The organism is Maribacter sp. C-4077 (genome assembly GCF_055378385.1).
The window spans coordinates 3,529,562-3,551,757 of the sequence record NZ_AP038807.1 but is presented as its reverse complement, the minus strand read 5'-3'; the positions used below and the strand labels follow the sequence as shown (position 1 = coordinate 3,551,757).

General features: G+C 42.5%; 21 protein-coding genes. All 21 read left to right on the top strand.

From position 1 onward, the window contains the following. The first annotated feature begins 10 nt into the window (after nucleotides 1–10). The 21 genes from ACZ41C_RS15280 (at nucleotide 11) to ACZ41C_RS15180 (ending at nucleotide 22,194) form a co-directional block, all read left to right on the top strand. On the top strand, nucleotides 11–1,027 hold the full coding sequence (locus ACZ41C_RS15280) for a type II glyceraldehyde-3-phosphate dehydrogenase (RefSeq protein WP_464562638.1): 1,017 nt from the start codon (nucleotides 11–13) through the stop codon (nucleotides 1,025–1,027). 8 nt (nucleotides 1,028–1,035) lie between these two features. Beyond that, a complete protein-coding gene (locus ACZ41C_RS15275; protein WP_464562636.1) occupies nucleotides 1,036–2,097 on the top strand; it encodes a class I fructose-bisphosphate aldolase in 1,062 nt (353 codons plus the stop codon). A 13-nt stretch (nucleotides 2,098–2,110) separates the two neighbouring features. Further along, nucleotides 2,111–3,475, top strand: coding sequence for a dicarboxylate/amino acid:cation symporter (locus ACZ41C_RS15270; RefSeq protein ID WP_464562634.1), 1,365 nt, complete (start codon nucleotides 2,111–2,113; stop codon nucleotides 3,473–3,475). Nucleotides 3,476–3,491: 16 nt separating this feature from the next. Next, complete coding sequence (locus tag ACZ41C_RS15265) at nucleotides 3,492–5,180, top strand: alpha-amylase family glycosyl hydrolase (protein ID WP_464562632.1); 1,689 nt, start codon at nucleotides 3,492–3,494, stop codon at nucleotides 5,178–5,180. A 41-nt stretch (nucleotides 5,181–5,221) separates the two neighbouring features. Next, a complete protein-coding gene (locus ACZ41C_RS15260) occupies nucleotides 5,222–6,136 on the top strand; it encodes an alpha/beta fold hydrolase (RefSeq protein ID WP_464562630.1) in 915 nt (304 codons plus the stop codon). A 40-nt stretch (nucleotides 6,137–6,176) separates the two neighbouring features. Then, nucleotides 6,177–8,717, top strand: coding sequence for an alpha-glucan family phosphorylase (gene glgP / locus ACZ41C_RS15255; RefSeq protein WP_464562628.1), 2,541 nt, complete (start codon nucleotides 6,177–6,179; stop codon nucleotides 8,715–8,717). Nucleotides 8,718–8,741: 24 nt separating this feature from the next. Next, nucleotides 8,742–8,960, top strand: a complete 219-nt coding sequence (locus ACZ41C_RS15250; protein WP_275615850.1) for a hypothetical protein — start codon at nucleotides 8,742–8,744, stop codon at nucleotides 8,958–8,960. A 39-nt stretch (nucleotides 8,961–8,999) separates the two neighbouring features. Next, a complete protein-coding gene (locus ACZ41C_RS15245; RefSeq protein WP_275615851.1) occupies nucleotides 9,000–9,974 on the top strand; it encodes an ATP-dependent 6-phosphofructokinase in 975 nt (324 codons plus the stop codon). Between the two features lie 14 nt (nucleotides 9,975–9,988). Next, nucleotides 9,989–10,984 (top strand): 2-hydroxyacid dehydrogenase, encoded by a 996-nt coding sequence (locus ACZ41C_RS15240; protein WP_275615852.1) that lies wholly within the window; start codon nucleotides 9,989–9,991, stop codon nucleotides 10,982–10,984. A 57-nt stretch (nucleotides 10,985–11,041) separates the two neighbouring features. Then, the gene (locus tag ACZ41C_RS15235; protein WP_275615853.1) at nucleotides 11,042–11,872 is read left to right on the top strand and encodes a universal stress protein; all 831 of its coding nucleotides are present in this window, start codon (nucleotides 11,042–11,044) and stop codon (nucleotides 11,870–11,872) included. A 20-nt stretch (nucleotides 11,873–11,892) separates the two neighbouring features. Then, complete coding sequence (locus ACZ41C_RS15230) at nucleotides 11,893–12,447, top strand: potassium channel family protein (protein WP_275615854.1); 555 nt, start codon at nucleotides 11,893–11,895, stop codon at nucleotides 12,445–12,447. After that, nucleotides 12,440–13,279, top strand: coding sequence for an ATP cone domain-containing protein (locus tag ACZ41C_RS15225; RefSeq protein WP_464562624.1), 840 nt, complete (start codon nucleotides 12,440–12,442; stop codon nucleotides 13,277–13,279). The genes ACZ41C_RS15230 and ACZ41C_RS15225 overlap by 8 nt, the downstream gene beginning before the upstream one ends. A gap of 36 nt (nucleotides 13,280–13,315) precedes the next feature. Continuing rightward, nucleotides 13,316–13,570: a hypothetical protein gene (locus tag ACZ41C_RS15220; protein WP_275615856.1), complete on the top strand. Its 255-nt coding sequence runs from the start codon at nucleotides 13,316–13,318 to the stop codon at nucleotides 13,568–13,570. Between the two features lie 13 nt (nucleotides 13,571–13,583). Beyond that, entirely contained in the window at nucleotides 13,584–14,966 is a 1,383-nt protein-coding gene (locus ACZ41C_RS15215; protein WP_464562622.1) for an MBL fold metallo-hydrolase RNA specificity domain-containing protein, read from the top strand. 5 nt (nucleotides 14,967–14,971) lie between these two features. Continuing rightward, nucleotides 14,972–15,370, top strand: coding sequence for a DUF6010 family protein (locus ACZ41C_RS15210; RefSeq protein ID WP_275615858.1), 399 nt, complete (start codon nucleotides 14,972–14,974; stop codon nucleotides 15,368–15,370). Further along, complete coding sequence (locus ACZ41C_RS15205) at nucleotides 15,370–16,884, top strand: thymidine phosphorylase family protein (protein ID WP_275615859.1); 1,515 nt, start codon at nucleotides 15,370–15,372, stop codon at nucleotides 16,882–16,884. The genes ACZ41C_RS15210 and ACZ41C_RS15205 overlap by 1 nt, the downstream gene beginning before the upstream one ends. A gap of 12 nt (nucleotides 16,885–16,896) precedes the next feature. Next, complete coding sequence (locus tag ACZ41C_RS15200) at nucleotides 16,897–17,790, top strand: ribose-phosphate pyrophosphokinase (RefSeq protein WP_464562620.1); 894 nt, start codon at nucleotides 16,897–16,899, stop codon at nucleotides 17,788–17,790. A 32-nt stretch (nucleotides 17,791–17,822) separates the two neighbouring features. Next, entirely contained in the window at nucleotides 17,823–18,437 is a 615-nt protein-coding gene (locus ACZ41C_RS15195; RefSeq protein WP_275615861.1) for a hypothetical protein, read from the top strand. 6 nt (nucleotides 18,438–18,443) lie between these two features. Then, entirely contained in the window at nucleotides 18,444–18,737 is a 294-nt protein-coding gene (locus ACZ41C_RS15190) for a phosphoribosylpyrophosphate synthetase (protein WP_275615862.1), read from the top strand. Between the two features lie 65 nt (nucleotides 18,738–18,802). Continuing rightward, nucleotides 18,803–20,935: a copper-translocating P-type ATPase gene (locus tag ACZ41C_RS15185; RefSeq protein WP_464565771.1), complete on the top strand. Its 2,133-nt coding sequence runs from the start codon at nucleotides 18,803–18,805 to the stop codon at nucleotides 20,933–20,935. Beyond that, a complete protein-coding gene (locus tag ACZ41C_RS15180) occupies nucleotides 20,935–22,194 on the top strand; it encodes an MFS transporter (RefSeq protein WP_275615863.1) in 1,260 nt (419 codons plus the stop codon). The genes ACZ41C_RS15185 and ACZ41C_RS15180 overlap by 1 nt, the downstream gene beginning before the upstream one ends. Nucleotides 22,195–22,196: the final 2 nt, after the last annotated feature.

Here is a 22,196-nt window from a genome sequence, read left to right as displayed (position 1 = left end):
TAATAAGGATATGAAAAATATTGCAGTAGTAGGATACGGGGTCATCGGCAAAAGAGTTGCCGATGCCATACAGTTACAGGATGACATGAAACTAGTCGGGATTTGCGACATTATCAGCGATTGGCGCATAAAGAACGCTGTAAGAAAGGATTATGATATCTATGCGGCAACCACCGAAGCGGAAAAACAAATGAAGGCTTCGGGCATTTCGGTAATGGGCAATATGCAGGACTTATTGGATAAAGTGGACCTTGTGGTGGATTGCACTCCGAAGAATATAGCGGCAAAGAACGTAGAGGTCTATAAAAAACAAGGTATTAAGTTCATTGTTCAAGGTGGCGAAAAACACGAAACCACAGGACATTCCTTTAGTGCGGAAAACAATTATAGTACGGCGCTAAATATTGATGCTACCCGAGTGGTTTCCTGTAATACCACATCAATCTTGAGAACATTGACCGCTTTAAAAAGGGCAGATTTATTGGATTATGCACGGGGAACATTATTAAGAAGGGCCACCGACCCATGGGAAAGCCATTTAGGAGGTATAATGAACACCATGGTGCCTGAAAAAGACATCCCAAGTCATCAAGGGCCCGATGCGCAAAGTGTCGATCCGGATTTGGATGTCATTACTTCAGCGGTCAAAGTTCCCCAAACCCTTAGCCACATGCATTACTGGAACGTGAAGCTAAGGAAAAAAGCATCTAAAGAAGAAGTGCTCAACGCCTTTAAAACCTCTACACGCATTAAGCTAATCCATTATGATCAAGGATTGGTTTCCAACAATACGATCAAGGAAATGTTTATGGATATGGGAAGACCTTGGGGCGATATGTATGAGGTAGCCCTTTGGGAAGATATGCTAAAAGTGGTGGGCGATGAACTTTTTTATGCATATGTGGTCGATAATCAGGCGATCGTAATCCCCGAGACCATCGATGCCATTCGGGCCCTTACTGGTATTGAGACCGATGCGCACAAATCCATCGAAAAGACCAATAAAAGTCTAGGTATTAATCAATAGCAACAACAATGAAAACATACGGAAATATAGTGGAACAATTAGGGGACAAAGCTTCCTTCTATTTGGACCACGTAAGCGAAAAAATTACCAAGGACGAACTACAACTGCCCGATGCTGATTTTGTCTCTAAAGTTTTTGCCAATAGTAATCGAAATCCACAAACGCTTCGGAGTCTTGCCCAATTGTACGGGCATGGCAATCTAAAGGATACGGGGTATTTAAGCATACTTCCCGTAGACCAGGGGATTGAGCATAGTGCCGCTTTTTCGTTTTATAGGAATCCCGATTATTTTGATCCTGAGAATATTATAAAATTGGCCATTGGAGCTGGTTGTAATGGGGTAGCCTCAACTTTTGGGGCATTAGGTCTCTATGCCCGTAAATATGCCCATAAAATCCCGTTCATTGTCAAGATAAACCACAATGAGTTATTGTCCTATCCCAACACGTATGACCAAAACGTGTTCGGAAAGGTCAAGGAAGCTTGGGATATGGGCGCAGTAGCTATCGGGGCGACCATCTATTTTGGATCTAAGGAAAGTAATCGACAGTTGAAAGAGATTGCGGAAGCCTTTGCCGAGGCCCATAGCCTCGGCATGGCCACGATCTTGTGGTGCTACACCCGCAACGATGCTTTCAAAACGGATAAACAGGACTATCACACCGCCGCGGATCTAACAGGGCAGGCGAACCATCTTGGAGTAACGATACAGGCGGACATCATCAAACAAAAATTGCCCACAACAAATTTTGGCTTTAAAGACCTTCAATTTGGGAAGTATGACGATGCCATGTACAAAACCCTGACAACGGAACACCCCATCGATTTGTGCCGTTTACAGGTCGCCAATTGCTTTATGGGCAAAATTGGATTGATCAACTCTGGTGGGGGTTCCAAAGGGGCGTCCGATTTGACCGAAGCCATCACAACGGCAATCGTAAACAAACGGGCTGGAGGCTCCGGTCTTATTTTGGGACGAAAGGCTTTTCAAAGACCTTTTAAGGAAGGAGTGGAATTGATACATGCGGTTCAGGGGGTTTACCTTGAAAAAAGAATCACAATAGCTTAATACAGATATAAGCATGCTTGATACGGAAATAAAATCACTAAAATCCCTGAACCACTACCTGCAAAAGTTGGTAGAAAATAGGTTGTGGCTCAAGGTTATCATTGCTTTGTTTCTCGGTGTCGGGGTCGGCCTGTTGTTAAGCCCCCAAAACGGTTGGATCACCAAAAGCACTGCCGATGTTTTAGGGAATTGGCTGGCCTTGCCGGGCATGCTCTTCCTGAAACTAGTGCAGATGATCATGATTCCCTTGATCGTAGCTTCAATCATTACCGGAATAGCCAGTAACGACAAGGATAACTTGAAAAGGTTGGGTGGCGGGGTGCTCTTATATTTCATATTAACAACAATTATATCGGTAACCATAGGCACCGTACTTGCACTGATCTTTAGGCCTGGAAAGTATCTGCATCAACAGGCGGAGGTCGATCATGCAAATGCATTGGCCAAAACTGCCGAAAGTTCGGAACTATCCTTTGGAATAAACGATATTCCGAATGCCATAACAAATTTACTGCCCGAAAACCCATTGGCATCCATGGTAAGTGGCGAAATGTTGAGTATCGTCATTTTTACCATTATAATAGGTGTTGCCGTGTTATCGTTGACCGACGACTTTCTCAAACCCGTAAAGTTACTCTTGGGGGCCATACAGGAAATCTGTATGACAGTGGTCAAATGGGCCATGTTATTGGTTCCGATCGCCGTATTTGGTTTAATGGCACAGCTTACATCGAGCGTTGGCCTAAACTCCCTTTCAGGTTTGGGCTTTTATGTACTCGTGGTACTGATGGGATTGCTAATATTAGTCGGTGTTTACCTTGTATTGATAAGTCTGCTTGGCCGCAGCAATCCGTTTAAATTTTTACAAAAAATCACGGATGTCCAACTTTTGGCATTCTCTACAACAAGCTCTGCCGCAGTAATGCCCTTATCGCTAAAAACAGCGGAGGAAGATCTCAAAGTGGATGCCTCCATCAGTAATTTCATTATTCCCATCGGGGCTACTGTGAATATGGATGGGACGGCCCTTTATCAGACCATAACGACCTTGTTCATAGCACAGGCCTATGGACTTGAAATGGGCCTTCTAAATGTTATTGTTGTGGTAGTTACCATAGTCGCCGCTTCCATCGGCACCCCGGCCATACCGGGTGGTGGCGTGGTGATTTTGGCCTCTGTACTATCCAGTGCAGGAATTCCGGCCGAAGGAATTATCATAATAATCGGGGTTGAGCGCTTGCTTGGCATGTTCCGAACTGCGGTCAACGTTACCGGGGACCTAACGGCCTGTATGGTATTCGATAGGTTTTATGGGAATAAATCAGAAGGAACTATTATAAGCGATGTAAAAGCAAATACGGAATATTCCACTGTTTAAATGTTTAAAGAACTGGATGATGATAAAATCAATAAATGAAGTAGATCTTTCCCCTAAAAAGGGCAAAGCGTACTGGGTAAACTGTCACAGGGAATGGCGGGAGGAGATTATTTATTTTCTTATGGTTGATCGGTTTCATGATAGTAATAAGCGGCATTCGAAGAATTTCGATATCCGACATCCCGGTTTCGGGAATAAAGATCAGTTGCAAAAGCCTTTTGGGGGGACAATTAAAGGCATCATCAACAATATCGATTATATCAAAAATTTGGGTTGTACGGCCCTTTGGCTGAGCCCTGTGTTCGAAAACAACCCGGGATCCTACCATGGCTATGCCATCCAGAACTATATGGACGTGGACAAACGCTGGGGCACCAAGGAAGAACTGGAACAATTGGTGGACAAGGCACATGATCTGGATATACGGGTCTTTTTGGATATCGTTCTGCATCATTCTGGAGATAATTGGTCCTATCCTTTTGATTATGATTATTTCTATGCGGGTGGACAACGTTTTCCACTGGGAGGTTGGCGCGAGAAAGACAGGCCGCTTCCAGTCGAACTGAGAGATCAGGAGCTTTATAACCGTAAAGGGCAGATCAGGAATTTCGATGCGTATCCGGAGACCCAAGAAGGTGACTTCCTTACCTTAAAAACATTTAGAAACGATGGTTCCCCTGCTAGTGAAGATTTACAAGAGATACTGGCCAAGATACATAGTTATTGGATACGGGAGACCGATGTGGACGGTTTCCGTTTGGATGCCGTAAAGCATATGAAGGGTAGCGATATCAGCCGTTTTTGTTCTAATATACGAGAATATGCCTACTCCTTGGGCAAGAGAAACTTCTTTTTGTTTGGTGAGATTATCGGTAATGATGAGATGGGTAATCCCTATATAGGCCCCAAAATGCTTCCGGAGGACCGGAATGTATACTATGGGCTTGATTCCATTTTGGATCATCCATTGCACAGTGTTTTGGCTGAAGTGATAAAGGGGAATTCATCCCCGAACCGATTGATACAACGGTATTCGGATTTGCAAAAGAATGCCCTAAGCCGGGGTGAGTATGGGGAATTCTTGGTAACCTATATCGATGACCATGATCAGGTGGGGATGGACTTTAAGCACCGTTTTGGTCAAAATGCCACTCCCGAGCAAGTTGTTGCGGGCGTGGGCTTTCTTATTTGTGCCCTCGGTGCTCCATGTATTTATTACGGTACCGAACAAGGTTTTGAGGGCAACGGAACGGATGACCGGTATATCAGGGAAGGAATGTTCGATCCCGACGACAAGAAGACCAACGTATTGAACCAGGATTCATGGATATACAAGAGAATTTCGGTCTTGGCACATCTAAGGCAGAAAGAGGCCATACTAAAGTTCGGCAGAATGTATTTTAGGGAAACTTCAGAAAACGGACTTGATTTTCATTTTCCTGAATGTGAGGAATGCCTGCTGGCGTTTTCAAGGATTCTGCATCAGGGTGAAATTCTCGTAGTCTATAATTCTTCCCCAAAGGATACCAAAGAAGAATGTATAGCGATTGATACCACTATCAATAAAGAGGGCAGCCTTATGGACTGCATCTATGGTAACAAGAAAAAAATCAGAATAGAAAAGAATACAGATCAAGAAGCTGACCGCCTTTTCATTAAGGTAAAGCTAAAACCCATGGAGTTTTTGATGTTCAAAAACACGTAAGCAAGACAAACTTAGGTTGTAGAAATTAATAATATAAGACCATGAAATACATGATCGTGAAAATTGTAAAAGGGGCTCTGGTGGCAGTGTCGGCAGTATTGATACTCTTCATCTCTGTTGCAGGATATCAATACCTAACCGTCGCTTTAGCACCTGAATATGATTCCGAAACCATGCTGTTGAACTATGAAGTAGTGGGCTCGGGCGAAAAGGACATGGTCTTGATTCATGGCTTGGCAGGTTCCAAAAACTACTGGAAAAGGGATTTGGAGCAAATTACCGGAACGTACAGGCTTCTATTGGTTGATTTATTGGGCTTCGGAGATTCTCCCAAACCCCAAAGCGATTATACCCTTGAAATTCAGCTTGCTGCTCTTGAAAACATCATTTCTAAAGAAGGCTTTGATAGAGGAGAGAGTCTTATTGTCGGTCATTCTTTAGGTGCCGTGCTATCATTGGCACTTTTCGCAAAACACCCAGACTGGTTTAAGGGAGCTACGGTGATTGGCCTTCCCGTTTTCGAAAGTAAAAACCAATTTTTGGAACAGATGTCCGGCGATTCTTTTTTCGACCAGCTTGCCGTAGGTCCCTATGGAAAACTGTTCTGTATGCTCCACCCATTATACATTGTCAAATGGTTCAAGCCTGAAAATCTGACCGATGATGTTTTTAGGGACTCGAAAAAACATACCTGGCAGAGCTATTATAATTCGTTGAACGAAATTATCCTGAACAACAATTTATATAGAACGATTAAGAACATACGGGATAGAAAGATACTTTTTGTTCATGGCGCTAAAGACAAAGTAGCCCCCTTTGCGAATGTAGAAAACTTTGCAAGGTCCTTTTCTCAGGCTAAGTTGATAGAAGTTCAGGATGGCGACCACCAGCTCTTTCTGAAGCAACCACTGAAAGTCTGGAAAGCGATAGAGAATTTTTTCGATGAAAAATCATGATGAATAGGATTGAATACTAATCTGAAAATGAAATAGAAAGATGAAAAAACAAAAATACAGTACAAATCAATTCTACGGATTGATGCATACTGACATCGAGGGAGTCGATGCCCTTATTGAACTGGCCCTGAACATCCGGTGGTCGTGGAACCATGCCTCGGATGAATTATGGCAGCAACTAGATCCGGAACTCTGGGAATTCACACGAAACCCATGGGTCATTCTACAAACGGTTTCACGAGATCGACTGGAGGAGCGTTTGACGGACCCGGCTTTTCGAGAAAAACTTAAAGGCCTATTAAAGGCAAACGAACAAGCGAATTCCGCTCCTTCATGGTTTCAGGAAAAACATCGGAAGGCAGCACTTACGACCATTGCCTATTTCAGTATGGAATATATGCTCAACGAGGCCCTGCCTATTTATGCCGGTGGCCTGGGCAATGTAGCGGGAGACCAACTAAAAGCGGCTAGTGATCTGGGCGTGCCCGTTGTTGCCGTTGGGCTACTTTATGCCAAAGGCTATTTCCGTCAGGAAATCGATAAATACGGCACGCAAAATGCCCTGTTCCCCTATAATGACCCGGGGCAATTGCCCGTTACACCCTTACGCTTACCGAATGGGGAATGGCTTCGTATAAAGGTATCGTTGCCCGGTCATCCGATTTGGCTCCGTGCATGGCAGGTACAGGTAGGAAGGGCGAGACTCTATCTGTTGGATAGCAACGACGCCGCCAACTTGCCGATCCATCGTGGAATTACCGATGAGCTGTATGGTGGAGGGCACGAACTGCGCATAAAACAGGAAATCATATTGGGTATAGGAGGCTACAAATTACTAAAAGCCTTGGATATAAAACCCGAAGTCTGCCATATGAACGAAGGCCATGCGGCCTTTCTGGTTCTGGAACGTGCCAACGATTTTATGAAGGCAAACGGAACTTCTTTTGAGGAGGCACTAGCCGTAACCCGTACGGGCAACCTATTTACGACACACACGGCGGTTGCAGCTGGTTTTGATCATTTCAGTCCCTCGTCAATGGAATACCATTTAGGAGCTTATGCCAAGGAACAACTGGGCTTGGATTTTAATAATCTCATGGCCTTGGGGCAGGCAGACGCCGATAACCGATCAGAAAGTTTTAACATGGCCTATCTGGCCATTCGTGGCAGCGGGGCGGTAAATGGTGTTAGCCGTTTGCACGGTGAAGTAAGCAGAAATCTTTTTAACAATCTTTTCCCGCGCTGGCCGGCAGCCGAAGTTCCTGTAGGCCATGTAACCAATGGGGTGCACATGCCATGTTGGGATTCCAAATATGCAGATGAAATCTGGACGGAATCCTGTGGAAAAAATCGCTGGAGAGGTGAACTCGCTGACCATACAGCGCATATTTCGAAACTATCCGACGAAAAACTCTGGGAATTTAGGACTCGCTCCAGAAATCGTCTCGTAGGTTTTATAAGGGTAAGGTTTGAGAGGCAGGCAATAGTCTCGGGCCTACCCGCAGAAGTGATAACGACCACAGAACAGGTTTTTGACCCCAATACCTTGACCTTGGGCTTCGCCCGCCGGTTTGTGCCTTATAAAAGACCGGATCTCTTGTTACACGATCCCGAACGGTTTGTCCGAATCCTTACCAACCCGGAACATCCGGTACAATTGGTCCTGGCTGGTAAAGCACCGCCATTTGATGAAGCGGGAAAAGGTTTGATACGAAAATGGGTACAGTTTATCCAACAGCATAATCTGTACAAGCATGTCCTTTTTCTAAGTGATTATGACATGATGTTAGCGGAAAATTTGGTCCAAGGTGTCGATGTATGGCTAAATACCCCGAGACGGCCTTGGGAAGCTAGCGGAACCAGTGGTATGAAAGTACTTGTAAATGGCGGCCTCAATTTATCGGTACTGGACGGTTGGTGGGCCGAGGCCTATACTCCCGAAGTGGGCTGGGCCTTGGGCGATGGCCAAGAACATGGCGATGATCCCGCGTGGGACGCGCACGAGGCAGCAGCACTATATGAAATACTGGAGCAGCAGGTCGTCCCCGAATTCTACGCACGTAACAAAAAAGGAGTATCGGAAATTTGGGTAGAGCGCATGCGAAAAAGTATGGCGACCTTAACACCCCTTTTTTCCACCAACCGAACGGTTCGCGAATATACGGAGGACTATTATTTGCCAGCGGCGATCAACTATAAAAAGTGCGCAGCGAGAAAAGGGGCTAAAGGGAAAAGAATCGTTGGCGCGGGCCATGAGCTCAAAGCTAAATGGGATGCCATAAAATTCGGACAAGTTCAAATCGAAAGCGAACGCCAAAAACATCACTTTAAGGTACCTATCTGGTTAAATGGAATAAACCCAAAACATGTTCAGGTAGAACTGTTCGCGGAAGGGATCAACGGTGGAGTACCCGAAAAAATCAAGATGAAATTTGATTGGATGGGGGAAGATGGGGCACATAACTTTTATGCAGAGGTAAATTCTTCCCGACCTATCGATCACTATACGGTTCGCATTGTACCCAGCTACGAAGGCGTTTCCGTACCGTTGGAGAATAGCTTGATACTATGGCAGCATTAAATCAAATTTCAAATAATTGAACAGATGAAAACACTGGAATATCACGAAACCATATTGAAAAAAGTCAGCTTCGACAAGAGGTTGTTAAAGATGGAACTGAAAAAGGCGGTTCGCAATACCACTTGTTCCGAACAGCCAGTGCTTCTTGAATGGTGCGGAGAGCACCTTGGCGAGGAATACAAAAAAATGGCTGCCGTTTTTATGAAAAATAAGAGCTGTGCTTTTGAAGAGTCGGATTCATGATAGGGTTCCGCTAAAAATTATCGAAACAAAACTTAGAAGATGAAGAATATAAAACGTCAACATATAGCAGTATTTACCTCGGGAGGTGATTCCCCGGGGATGAACGCGGCTTTATACGGAATTGCAAAAAAAGCAGAACAAAGTGGTATCAGGTTAAGTGGTATCCGAAAAGGATATGAGGGCCTAGTAGATGGCGATTTAGTTCTCTTGGACGCCCACAAATTGCAAAAGATGGTACATCGGGGAGGAACATTTTTAAAAACAGCCCGAAGCAAACGCTTTTTAACGCTGGAAGGAAGACAGCGGGCTTTGAGAAATCTTCAAAAAAATGATATAGATGCTCTGATAGCGATAGGTGGTGATGGAACGTTTAAAGGTTTATTGGTTTTTTCGGAAATATGTGACATCCCATTTATAGGCATTCCTGGAACCATAGACAATGATTTGGCAGGCACGGATTTTACGTTGGGTTTTGACTCTGCCGTTAACACCGCCATTGAAAATATTGATAAAATCAGGGACACCGCTGAATCGCATAACCGCGTGTTCATAGTGGAAGTAATGGGAAGGGATTCGGGCTACATTGCCATTCATTCAGCTTTGGGTACTGGTGCGGATGCCATTTTAATTCCTGAAAGCGGGCAGGATTTTGTCCAACTTTTAAAAAGGGCCGCCAACTACAATCGTGAAGATGCATTTATTGTAATTGTTTCTGAAGGAGATGAATTGGGTGCCGAGATTGCCGCATCGAAAATCAAGGAACTGAAGCCTGATGTAGACCTGCGTATAACCAAGTTGGGTCACGTACAAAGAGGTGGAAACCCCTCGGCTGCCGATCGAATGTTGGGGATAAGACTAGGTGTGGCTTCCGTAAAATCAATTCTGAGCGAAAAGAAGAATGTTATGGTCGGGGTTTTGAATAATGAATTAAGTCTTACGCCTTTTGAACAGGTGGTAAAACAACACCAAGTAAATAATGAATTGTACGAACTCGTAAATATTTTTAGCAAATAAAATAACAATAGTAAATGAAAACAACGGTATTCAGCACCCATAAATTCGAAGAATCGTATTTGACATCCGCCAATGACGGCAAACATGAATTGAGGCTACTAGAGGAACGACTGTCCGAGCATACCGTTCCCTTGGCAGAAGGCTCGGAGGCCATAAGCCTATTTACAGGCGATGATGCATCCGCCAACATACTAGAAAAACTAGGTGCGTTCGAAGTCAAATACATAGCTCTTCGTTCGGCAGGCTACAACCATGTGGATATGGAAAAGGCGAATGAAATGAACATCAAGGTGGCTCGTGTTCCCGCATATTCGCCTTACGCTATTGCAGAACACACGGTCGCACTCATATTGGCTTTGAACAGAAAATTGATACGGGCCAACAATAGGGTGCGCGAACAGAACTTTTCCTTGAACGGGCTCACTGGTTTTGATCTGAACGGGAAAACAGTTGGTGTAATAGGTACTGGAAAAATTGGAGGGGTCCTAATCAAAATACTTCATGGTTTTGGCTGTAAAATTCTAGCCTATGATGTCAACAAGGATGAAGACCTAGTAGAAAAATTTGGTGCCCGCTATACCGATTGTAGAACATTATGTGCCGAATCGGATATTATCAGTCTTCACGTGCCTTTGACTACCGACACGAAACATTTAATCGATGCCGAGCAAATTGGGGTCATGAAAAAAGGTGTTATGCTCATCAATACGAGCAGGGGCGGCCTGGTAGATACCAAAGCGGTCATTGAAGGTTTAAAAACAGAAAAAGTCGGATATTTTGGGATGGATGTTTATGAAGAAGAGGAAGGATTGTTTTTTGAAGATCATTCCGATGAGATACTTCAGGATGACGTAATTGCGCGTTTGATGACCTTCAAGAATGTTCTAATAACAAGCCATCAGGCATTCTTGACCGATACCGCATTGACCAATATTGCGGACACTACCGTATATAATCTGGATTGTTTTGAAAAACAAATCGAATCGGGAAACGAAGTCTCCAATGAATAAAGGACAGGCTCCAATTGTAAGCTTTAAAATACATATAAACCTAAAAACAATAGCACTATGAAAAATATATTAGTACCCACTGATTTCTCCGAAAATTGTAACAAAGCCGCCGATTTGGGCATTGAAATGGCCAAACTATATAATGCGGAAATTCATTTCTTTCACTTGATACATACTCCCGTAGACTGGGTCAAACTCGACAAGCTAAAGGAAAAAAGATATCCTAAGACCTTGAAGGAAATCGGATCGGCCAAATCTGCATTGCGGGAATTGGAAAAAAAAGCGGAGAAGGAAAACCTAAAGTGTCGCACCTTCTTGGAGTACCAGATTGAGACCACCAATATTTTAAAACATTCCGGTCATTTTCAACATGATTTTATTATCACGGGGAGTAGCGGCACCAAAGGCACAGCGCGGGAACTGTTTGGCAGCAATGTGGAAAAAATTGTAAGAAAATCAGATGTCCCCGTAATCGTGGTTAAAGAGGACGAAGTTTCCTTTCCTTTTAAAGACATTGTATTTGTTTCTGATTTTATGGAGGATGTGAGTGGTGCTTTCGAACATGTAATCTCAATCGCAAAAAAATGTAATGCACATATTCGTTTGTTGCGCATCAACACCCAAACGGATACCAATAGCATCGCGGCAGGATTAAATCCGATTAAAAGATTCTTGGAAAAGTTTCCCCATTTGAATAATTATTCCATGTACGTCAATAACGAACCGTCCGTAGAAACGGGTATAAACACGTTCCTAAGACACGAACCTGCGGATCTGATTGCTTTGTCCACCCATGGTAGTACAGGCTTTTTGAGCCTGTTTTCCAAGAGCATCGCCGAGGGTGTGGCCAATCATTCGGCACTTCCGGTAATGACAATCAAAATTTAAAAAAAAACATAGATAGTACGATGTCGAATAACTTAAATCAAATACGAGAAAAGCCCTTTTACAAGTTATTGTTGGGAAGAACGGTATTGCCCCTCGTTACCATTTTGGGTATCGGCATCTTGTATGTTATTTTAATGTCAATGGTCGATCATAAATCTTTGCCATTCCACATTATCATTGCAACGGCGGCCTTGGGTAAGACCATCCTGATTACGATGACTACCTTGAAGCGATTGTCGAAATTGATAAAGATCTGTCATTCATTGGAGCGATTGCTTTGGGTTTTTGGGCTGATAATCGTCATAAGCATATTGTCCTTTGCAACCGATTATGCCTGCCTTTTTCAATTCAGCCATACCACATTTGAAGGAGTTCCCGATTATTCAAATTCGTACTTGTATAATTTGTACCACTTTTTCTACTTCAGTGTGATTACTTTTTCAACGGTAGGATACGGCGATATAATTCCAACGTCCGATGTAGCCCGGTTCGTTGTCATGCTCGAAATATTCTTAAGTTTTTTCCTAATCGTATTTGCTTTGGCCAATATTAAAAAAATACACATCAATGGATAAGATACATATCATAAAGGCAAGTGGGGAGAAAGCTCCTTTTGAAATAGGTAAAGTAAGGCATTCATTAGAACGGGCCGGTACCGATAAATTGTTGGTCGAAGAGATAGTTCAAGAAATTGATAAGGCAGTTTACGAGGGAATGACCACCAAAAAGATATATCAAATGGCGTTTAAAATATTAAGGAAAAAATCTAGAGTAAGTGCTTCAAAATACAAACTAAAAAAAGCCCTTATGGAATTGGGGCCTTCGGGCTATCCTTTTGAAAAATTTGTTGGTGGCCTCTTAAGTCATGAGGGTTTTGATACAAAGGTCGGGGTAATGGTACAAGGCAATTGTGTTCAGCACGAAGTAGATGTGATTGCCCAAAAAGACAATAAACACTATATGATCGAATGTAAATACCATAGTGATCAGGGGAGGTTTTGTAATGTGAAAATCCCGCTCTATATCCATTCAAGATTTTTGGATGTGGAAAAACAATGGGGAAAACAGCAAGGCCATAAAACCAAGTTTCATCAAGGAGGAGTTTATACCAATACACGTTTTACCACCGATGCCATACAATATGGTACCTGTGTTGGGCTGATGCTTACAAGTTGGGATTACCCGAAAGGGAACGGTCTGAAAGAACGGATAGACAAATCCGGCCTTCATCCCTTAACCTCTTTAACAACATTGACAAAAGCCGAGAAATCCAAATTATTGGATAAAGGCATTGTGCTTTGCAAGGATATTAACGAAAACCCATCACTATTGGAGCAAATAGGTATCGTCAAGCAACGACAAAAAAAAATTCTCGAAGATTCGGAAGAATTATGCACAGCGCATTAAACCAACAAACATTAATTAATCCTAAAAAGAAAACATATGAAAACGGAAGAACTGAAAAAACAGGAGAGTATTGACCTAGAGCCATTTTACCAAGCATTGGAGGATGATTCCAAATTACTTGAAGAAGCTTTTGAAATACTATTGGAGATGGTAAGCACCGATCCGAAATCTGCCAAGAATATGGCAGCTCTCATTAAAAAGGATTTTCATGGTCTCTACAAAGAAATAGCGGAGTTATGCCAACCGGACCAAGATAAAGGGAACACACCTTCCTGCTGTGGGGGACACTAAACAGGTACTATAAATGAAAAACAACAAAATAAACATTCACTTTTTAGGAGCTGCTGGAACCGTTACTGGTTCAAAATATCTCTTGGATACCGGCGAACGCAAAATCTTGATTGATTGTGGCCTTTTTCAGGGATTAAAAGAACTACGCTTAAAAAACTGGGAGCATCCTCCCATTGAAGTCTCGGAAATTGATGCGGTCTTACTAACACATGGACATATGGACCATACAGGCTATCTGCCCAGATTGGTCAAACATGGTTTTAATGGCCCCATCTATGGAACGTACCCCACATTGGACATTGCCAAAATCGTATTGAACGATAGTGCCAAGATTCAAGAACAGGAAGCTAAACGGGCCAATAAGGAAGGCTATTCCAAACATAGTCCCGCCGAACCACTTTATGACTTAAAGGATGTTGAAAAAACCGTTCCCTTTTTTAAGGGAGTACCGCCCGGCCAATGGCTGCCCTTGATGAAAAACATAAAAGCTAGATTTCAGTACAACGGCCATATTCTTGGTGCCACCTACATTGAATTGGATGTTCTCGGAAAACGTTTTGTTTTTTCAGGGGATATCGGCAGAACGAACGATTTATTGCTATATCCACCGCTAAAACCAAAAAAGGCGGATGTTCTTTTTATAGAATCGACCTATGGCGGCAGGTTTCATCCCGAAGAAGCAGAGGCACTTCCCGAAATTGAAAAATTGGTCAACAAAACCATTGAAAGGGGCGGAAGCCTTTTCATACCAAGTTTTTCCGTAGAGCGTGCCCAATTGATGATGCTAATATTTTGGAGGTTGTTACAACAAAATAAAATCCCCAAAGTACAGATGATTATGGACAGCCCGATGGGTGCCAACGTACTGGAACTGTTCCATCGTACCAGGGACTGGCATAGGTTGGAAGATGCTGAGTGTGACGAAATGTGTTCACATTTTACGGTAGTAAGCAGTTATCGTGAAACTATGGAATTGAGAAGCGACGATACACCTAAAATCGTCATAGCCGGAAGCGGAATGCTCACAGGAGGTAGAATGCTCAATTACCTCGAAACCCAGGCACAAAACGCCAATAACACCTTGCTTTTTGTGGGCTATCAAGCGGAAGGCACTCGGGGGAGAAAATTGTTGGAAGGCGAGAAGGAATTAAAAGTGTACGGAAAAACTGTATCCTTTCAAATGGAGGTGGCAGAAATAGAAGGTCTTTCGGCACATGCCGACCATTCCGAACTATTGGATTGGCTAAGCAAGGTCGAACAGAAATCTGAAAGGATATTTATTGTTCATGGAGAGATAGAAGGTGCGGAGGCATTGCAAAAAGGCATTAAGGAAACCTATGACTGGGATTCCGAGATTTCTCAGCTATACAATATTGAAGAAATAATACTTAATTAACTGATATGGTCGAACTAATCATTGGGGTACTATTAGGAATTTCCATTGTATTACTTGCAATAAAAACGGGCTTTGATAAGGACAGCAGTTTCTATCCTGTATTATTGATTGCTATTGCTTTCTACTATGTTCTTTTTGCTTTTCAAGCTAACAATACTTACGAAATTATATTCGAAACAAGCATTGCTTTGCTATTCTCGGTAATTGCAATATTAGGGCATCATAGAAACCTAAAAATAGTTGGCATCGCACTGGTATTCCACGGGATATATGACCTTTTTCAAGGTAATATTGTGTTCTCGACAAACCCACCTCAATGGTGGCCACTTTTCTGTTTGGGGGTTGATGTAACTCTCGGTATTTGGCTTCTTTGGACTTCATCGAAACATTTAAAAACCAAATAATGAAAAATAGTATGGAAGAAAAATCAAGTACTTTAAAATATAAACACTTGGGCATTTATACACAGAACGAACATGTGGTCTATATGCGGGAAGATTGCCATGTCTGTGTTTCCGAAGGTTTTGAAGCATTGACCAGAATCAGAGTTTCCAATTTCAATACTTCCATCGTTGCCAGTCTTAATGTAATAACGTCGGATGTGCTGCTAGACGGAGAGATAGGCTTATCGGAAGCGGCGGCGAAAAAATTAAAAGTGTCCGGAAATGAAACACTAAGGGTGTCGCACTTGGAACCTATAGATTCGTTAAGCTATGTACGGGCCAAAATCTACAATCAAAAACTGGATTATATGGCCTTTGATGAAATCATTACGGATATCGTTGAAGGAGATTACTCCAACATTCATCTTTCGGCTTTTATTACGGCCTGTGCCGGAAATAGATTAGATGTCAATGAAATCTCGGATCTCACAAAAGCCATGATTGCCTCTGGAAAGCAACTAAATTGGAACAAAGAAATAGTAGTAGATAAACATTGTATTGGCGGATTACCTGGCAATAGAACAACCCCGTTAGTAGTTGCCATTGTTGCTGCTTATGGACTTACAATGCCAAAAACGTCCTCGCGAGCCATTACTTCGCCCGCTGGTACAGCAGATACTATGGAAGTTCTGACCAATGTAACGCTCTCTTCCGAAGAAATAACGGCTGTGGTAGAAAAAGAAGGAGGTTGTTTTGTTTGGGGGGGTACAGCGCAATTAAGCCCTGCCGATGATGTACTGATTAAGATTGAGAAGGCCTTGGATATCGATAGTGAAGGGCAGCTCATAGCTTCGGTACTTTCAAAAAAATCTGCGGCAGGTTCAACCCACGTTGTTATAGATATTCCCGTGGGAAAAACTGCAAAAGTTAGAAGTGAAGAAATGGCACAAAAACTAAAAAACCATATGGAAATAGTCGGTAACGCTGTTGGGCTTAATGTGAAAGTGGTCATTACAGATGGTACGCAACCTGTAGGGAGAGGAATTGGCCCAGCTTTGGAAGCCATCGATATACTAAAGGTTTTGAAAAATGAGACAGATGCGCCAATCGACCTAATGGAAAGAGCATTGCTTTTGGCTGGCGAACTTATAGAGCTTTCGGGCAAAGTCGAAAAAGGAAAAGGAACGGAAACCGCCAAAGAAGTGATTACATCTGGTAAAGCGTATGAAAAATTCCTTGCCATTTGTAAGGCCCAAGGCCGCTTTTCAAAACCTGTTTTAGCACCTTATAAAATTGAAATCAGAGCAGAAAAATCAGGTAGTCTAAAGCGTATTGATAATCGAAAAATAGCAAAGCTCGCCAAACTTTCGGGTGCCCCTCAATCTAAATCTGCCGGTATTTTATTGAACGTTCATTTAAACGATGAAATAGAAAAAGGCCAGTTGCTGTATACGCTCTTTGCAGAATCGCAAGGGGAGTTGAACTATGCCTTGGAATATTATGAGAGCCATAACGATATTATAACAATAGAATAAAAAAAAGGACAAATGAAAACTATATTATTCAGTCTTCCGGGAAACCAAGAACTCACGGAATTGTTAGCGGAGAAAATGAAAGCGGAAATCGGGGAATGCACCATACGCAAATTTCCTGACGGGGAATCCTACACGCGTATCCTTTCCGATGTGAAAGACAAATGTGTGGTCATGGTCTGCACCTTGCACGAACCCGATGAAAAACTATTGCCATTGTATTTTTTAAGCCACACCGCAAAATCTTTGGGCGCTATGTGCACTTGCTTGGTGGCTCCCTATTTGGCCTATATGCGACAGGACAAGGTCTTTAATGAAGGGGAAGGCGTCACCTCTAGCTTCTTCGGGAAATTGATTTCGGGTTTTGCCGATAGCATCACCACCATCGATCCCCATTTGCATAGAATACATTCGTTGGGCGAAGTATACAACATTCCGAACAGGGTCATCCATGCTGCTGACGAAATCTCCAAATACATCAAGGAAAACATTCATAATCCAGTACTCATCGGACCCGATTCCGAGAGCGAGCAATGGGTTTCCGATGTGGCGAAAAAGGCAAATGCCCCTTTTACCGTCTTGCAAAAAATCCGTCATGGAGACCGCGATGTTGAGGTTTCCGTGCCGGATGTAGATAAGTATAAGGGGGCAACACCACTTTTGGTAGATGATATTATTTCAACTGCCCGGACCATGATAGAAACAACGGAACATTTAAAAAATGCAGGAATGAAACCACCGATTTGCATAGGTATCCATGCCGTATTTTCAGGAAATGCCTATCAGGATTTATGGGACGCTTATGTGGAGGATATCATTACCTGCAACACTATTCCACACCAGTCAAATAAAATTGATTTGAGCGATGTCATCGCCAAGGAAGTAAAAGAATTGATGCACCACATATGAAAATAGGATTGCACTTAATACTGTTCGTTTTTATGATTTTTTCCGCATACCCACAAGATAAAATGTTGATTGGACAATTGTCCGATAGACTGGTGGTACGGGAAAATTTCAATAACAATGGCGATTTTCTGAACAAGCAAACCTTTAAAGCGGGAAGGCTAAAAGAAGCCAATGGATATTATGAAATTGAGGTTGTAACCGAACTTTTTGATGAAAATGGCACCTCGACCGATAAATATACCACCACTTACCGATGTAAACCGGATGAATCCAGTATTTTGGTAATGGCATTTCCGTTTTCAAACCCAAAATCAAAGGAAACCGAAATCAATACAGTGTCCAAAAATTTCAAGGAACTCTATGATCTAGCGAACTTGGAGAATGTTGAACTCGAAATGAGCTTTGATTCGGGATTGTTGAACTTCTTTGGTTCCAACAGTAAAATTAAAATTTATGACCGGGTATTGGTATCTAACGGAAGTGGGAAAACAATCAAATCCAAAATCAACATAAAGGCCTACGCCATAGGAATACGAATTAAACAATTGGACTATGTTGCAAGTGAAAAACTTACAAATGAGAACTTGTTATCATTCCAGAAATTTACCGAGAAAGACGGCAGCTATTTTACGATGGCATACAAATAATAAATTATGAGAAACTATGACACCCTATCAGAGGCAATTAATGATTTACAGATCAGGGGATATACCTATGATTTTAATTTGGCCCCCGACTGTATAAAATGTGCTTCATTGGAATTGGAAATCCATCCCGAAGATTTTGATGTGGATGAAACCCATCGTTTTGAAGGTATGAGCAGTACGGACGATAACAGTGTTCTTTATGCCATTTCATCAAAAGATGGTAAAAAGGGGCTTTTGGTAGATGCCTATGGGGTCTATGCTGAAAATATCTCGGAAGCAATGCGAAAAAAATTACGATAACCCTTAAATAGAATACTATGGACAATCACGAAAAGCAAAAAAACAAAAAAATAGATCATTCCAAAATGGATCACTCAAAAATGGACCATTCTAAAATGAATCACGACAAAGATGACCATTCAAAAATGGATCACTCGAAAATGGAAGATTTAAAATCCGACGACCATATCAAGATGGATCATAGTAAAATGGATCACGGTTCTGGCGACCATTCAGGTCATAATCCAGGTCACGGTCAAATGGGTCACGACCATCACAAAATGATGATTGCCGATTTTCGAAAACGGTTTTGGGTAACGCTCGTGCTAACCATTCCCATATTGTTCTTCTCGCCAATGATACAGGAGTTTTTCGGATATGAATTTCTCTTACCAGGAAACCCATATATCCTATTTGCACTATCTACCATCGTCTATTTCTTTGGAGGTTGGCCTTTCTTAAAAGGTTTTTGGTCAGAGGTCAAAAAGGGCGCACCTGGAATGATGACCCTAATTTCCATGGCCATAAGCGTTGCCTACTTTTATAGTACTGCCACAGTATTCGGACTAAGGGGCGAAGATTTTTTCTGGGAACTTTCAACACTGATCGCAATTATGCTTTTAGGCCATTGGATAGAAATGAAAAGTGTATTAGGTGCATCAAAAGCCTTACAGCTTTTAGTAAGTATGATGCCAGCCGAAGCCCACAGGGTAAAGGGTGATACTATAGAAGATATTCCCTTGGAAGATTTGTTAAAAGACGATGTGATTTTAGTAAAGCCAGGTGAAAAAGTCCCAGCTGATGGGATTATAGTAGATGGTTCGAGTTACTTAAATGAATCAATGCTTACAGGGGAATCCAAGCCCGTAAAAAAAGATGAGAACGATAAAGTAATCGGTGGTTCAGTAAATGGCAATAGCACTTTGAAAGTAAAGGTTGAACATACCGGTAAGGATAGTTATCTCAACAAAGTAATCACAATGGTTGAGGAAGCGCAAAAGACCAAATCTAAAATGCAGAACCTTTCTGATAGGGCTGCAAAATGGTTGACATACATAGCCCTGGCAATTGGTTTTGGCACATTGGCGGTTTGGTTGATTTTAGGCTTCCCATTTGTATACGCCTTGGAGAGAATGGTTACCGTAATGGTCATTGCCTGCCCTCATGCCCTGGGCTTGGCCATTCCGCTGGTAGTGGCCATATCCACCGCGGTATCTGCTCAAAACGGCTTATTGATCCGTAACAGAACTGCCTTTGAAGAATCTCGTAAAATATCCGCTTTACTATTTGACAAAACAGGAACATTGACCAAAGGGGATTTTGGCGTTACCCGTATTGAATCGGTGGATGAAAAGTATTCAACTGACGAAGTCCTAAGGCTTTCCAGTGCCTTGGAACAAAGTTCAGAACATCCTATCGCGGTTGGAATAATAAAAAAGGTAAAGGAAGATAAAGTTGCCATCCCAAAACCTGAAAATTTCAAAGCGATTACCGGCAAAGGGGTGGAAGCAAATGTAGAGGGCAAAAAAGTAAAAGTGGTCAGTCCGGGTTATTTAAGGGATGAAAAAATCACTATACCTGAAGATGCCTATAGTGACGCTGCTGAAACTGTTGTGTTTGTATTAATCGATGGACAGCTAGCAGGATACATTGCTCTTGCCGATGAAATAAGACCAGAATCTGCGGAAGCTATCGAAATATTCAAAAAGAACAACATCAAAGTCTTGATGGCCACAGGTGACAATGAAAAAACCGCTAAGGCCGTGAGCGACAAACTAGGATTGGATGGCTATTATGCCGAGGTACTACCCCATCAAAAAGTGGAGATCGTAGAAGAGCTACAAAACAAAGGAGAGTTCGTAGCTATGACTGGGGACGGGGTCAATGATGCACCCGCACTTGCTAAAGCTAATGTAGGTATCGCCGTAGGCTCCGGCACCGATGTCGCTGCCGAGACTGCGGACATTATTCTAGTAAACAGTAACCCACAGGATATTGCCAACTTGATTTTATTCGGCAAGGCCACTTACAACAAAATGATTCAGAACCTAATATGGGCTACGGGCTATAACGTAGTGGCCATACCCCTGGCAGCGGGTGTATTGTACTCATCGGGCTTTGTTCTGGGTCCAGCCGTTGGTGCAGTGTTTATGAGTTTGAGTACTGTTATTGTGGCTATTAATGCACAGTTATTGAAAAGGAAAATAGGGAAAAAATAATGAACAAAAAGGAAAAACGCAACAGGATATTTTTAGTCTTGTTGAGTTTATTTGTGGTAATGCTCGGGTACGGGATTTTATTGCCTACCCTCCCGTATTATACGGAAAGATTGGCGTTAAAGGACAATCTGGACACGGATCTGATCAACTTCCATATTGGAATGTTGACCAGTATTTATCCCCTGTTCCAGCTTTTGTTCGTTATCGTCTGGGGCAAGCTTTCCGATAAATGCGGCCGTAAACCTATTATACTATTGGGGCTTGTAGGTTTTGTCGTGATGAACTTGCTAACGGGTCTTGCCACTTCCCTGTCGATGCTATATATAGCCCGTATCATAGGGGGCATCTTTACGTCAGCGGTCATTCCCGTCAGTAATGCCTATTTAAGTGATATTACCTCAGAAAAGCGACGGACAAAAATAATGGCCTGGTCTGGGGTCGCTATCAGTTCCGGTGTCATATTTGGCCCTGTTCTGGGGGGATTTCTGTCGCGAACGAACCTTCACTATACATACTCTTTTGGAGTGTTCCATCTAGACCGTTTTTCGGTTCCCTTTATTTTGGCCGCTCTTTTGGGCTTTGTGGTATTGCTGATAATCATAAAATGGCTAAAGAATACGGAAGTAAAAAGTCGTATTGCTTCTGAGGTAGTCAAATTCAGCTTTTCCCTTAGTAACTATTTTATCATTTTGTTGCTCTTATCCTTTGTGATGCAGTTCGTGGTTACCCTGTTTGAGACCGTGTTTTCAATTTATGGGAAGGATGAGTTGGCCTTTACAACCAATCAGGTGGGTATTGGTTTTATGCTTTGTGGTTCCGTGATGGCCGTTTTGCAACCGGTATTCGCAACCTATGGCGAAAAAATATTGACCTCTAAACAGCAAATAACATTGGGGTTATTGATATCGGGTGTTTCGTTAATCGTCTTCCCTTTTGTGAGTGGTGAACTATACATTTATGTTACTATAATAATTTTCGCAGCCGGGGGAGCCATGGTGACACCAAACCTGCTTTCGGCAGTTTCTTTGATATCCAAGGAAAACACGGGAAGGAATATATCCATTCAAAGTTCCACGAACAGTATCGGTCAAATTTTGGGTCCGGTATTGGGGACTTGGCTGATTGCCGGAGGGTTTTATTACCCTTTCATTATTGCTGGGACAACCGTTTTGGCATCTTTGGGATTGGTTTATTTTTTGAGGAAACAAGATAATGAGGTTGATCAAATCTTATTGGCCGACCAGCATAAAAAAGGGTAGCG

Bases quoted from the DNA above. Each gene is read 5' to 3' on its own strand.
- ACZ41C_RS15205 (WP_275615859.1), top strand. From the start codon at position 15,370: ATGAAAAATAGTATGGAAGAAAAATCAAGTACTTTAAAATATAAACAC.
- ACZ41C_RS15220 (WP_275615856.1), top strand. From the start codon at position 13,316: ATGAAAACGGAAGAACTGAAAAAACAGGAGAGTATTGACCTAGAGCCA.
- ACZ41C_RS15225 (WP_464562624.1), top strand. From the start codon at position 12,440: ATGGATAAGATACATATCATAAAGGCAAGTGGGGAGAAAGCTCCTTTT.
- ACZ41C_RS15235 (WP_275615853.1), top strand. From the start codon at position 11,042: ATGAAAAATATATTAGTACCCACTGATTTCTCCGAAAATTGTAACAAA.
- ACZ41C_RS15195 (WP_275615861.1), top strand. From the start codon at position 17,823: ATGATTTTTTCCGCATACCCACAAGATAAAATGTTGATTGGACAATTG.
- ACZ41C_RS15180 (WP_275615863.1), top strand. From the start codon at position 20,935: ATGAACAAAAAGGAAAAACGCAACAGGATATTTTTAGTCTTGTTGAGT.
- ACZ41C_RS15215 (WP_464562622.1), top strand. From the start codon at position 13,584: ATGAAAAACAACAAAATAAACATTCACTTTTTAGGAGCTGCTGGAACC.
- ACZ41C_RS15275 (WP_464562636.1), top strand. From the start codon at position 1,036: ATGAAAACATACGGAAATATAGTGGAACAATTAGGGGACAAAGCTTCC.
- ACZ41C_RS15245 (WP_275615851.1), top strand. From the start codon at position 9,000: ATGAAGAATATAAAACGTCAACATATAGCAGTATTTACCTCGGGAGGT.
- ACZ41C_RS15260 (WP_464562630.1), top strand. From the start codon at position 5,222: ATGAAATACATGATCGTGAAAATTGTAAAAGGGGCTCTGGTGGCAGTG.
- ACZ41C_RS15250 (WP_275615850.1), top strand. From the start codon at position 8,742: ATGAAAACACTGGAATATCACGAAACCATATTGAAAAAAGTCAGCTTC.
- ACZ41C_RS15240 (WP_275615852.1), top strand. From the start codon at position 9,989: ATGAAAACAACGGTATTCAGCACCCATAAATTCGAAGAATCGTATTTG.
- ACZ41C_RS15210 (WP_275615858.1), top strand. From the start codon at position 14,972: ATGGTCGAACTAATCATTGGGGTACTATTAGGAATTTCCATTGTATTA.
- glgP (WP_464562628.1), top strand. From the start codon at position 6,177: ATGAAAAAACAAAAATACAGTACAAATCAATTCTACGGATTGATGCAT.
- ACZ41C_RS15270 (WP_464562634.1), top strand. From the start codon at position 2,111: ATGCTTGATACGGAAATAAAATCACTAAAATCCCTGAACCACTACCTG.
- ACZ41C_RS15230 (WP_275615854.1), top strand. From the start codon at position 11,893: ATGTCGAATAACTTAAATCAAATACGAGAAAAGCCCTTTTACAAGTTA.
- ACZ41C_RS15280 (WP_464562638.1), top strand. From the start codon at position 11: ATGAAAAATATTGCAGTAGTAGGATACGGGGTCATCGGCAAAAGAGTT.
- ACZ41C_RS15265 (WP_464562632.1), top strand. From the start codon at position 3,492: ATGATGATAAAATCAATAAATGAAGTAGATCTTTCCCCTAAAAAGGGC.
- ACZ41C_RS15190 (WP_275615862.1), top strand. From the start codon at position 18,444: ATGAGAAACTATGACACCCTATCAGAGGCAATTAATGATTTACAGATC.
- ACZ41C_RS15200 (WP_464562620.1), top strand. From the start codon at position 16,897: ATGAAAACTATATTATTCAGTCTTCCGGGAAACCAAGAACTCACGGAA.
- ACZ41C_RS15185 (WP_464565771.1), top strand. From the start codon at position 18,803: ATGGATCACTCAAAAATGGACCATTCTAAAATGAATCACGACAAAGAT.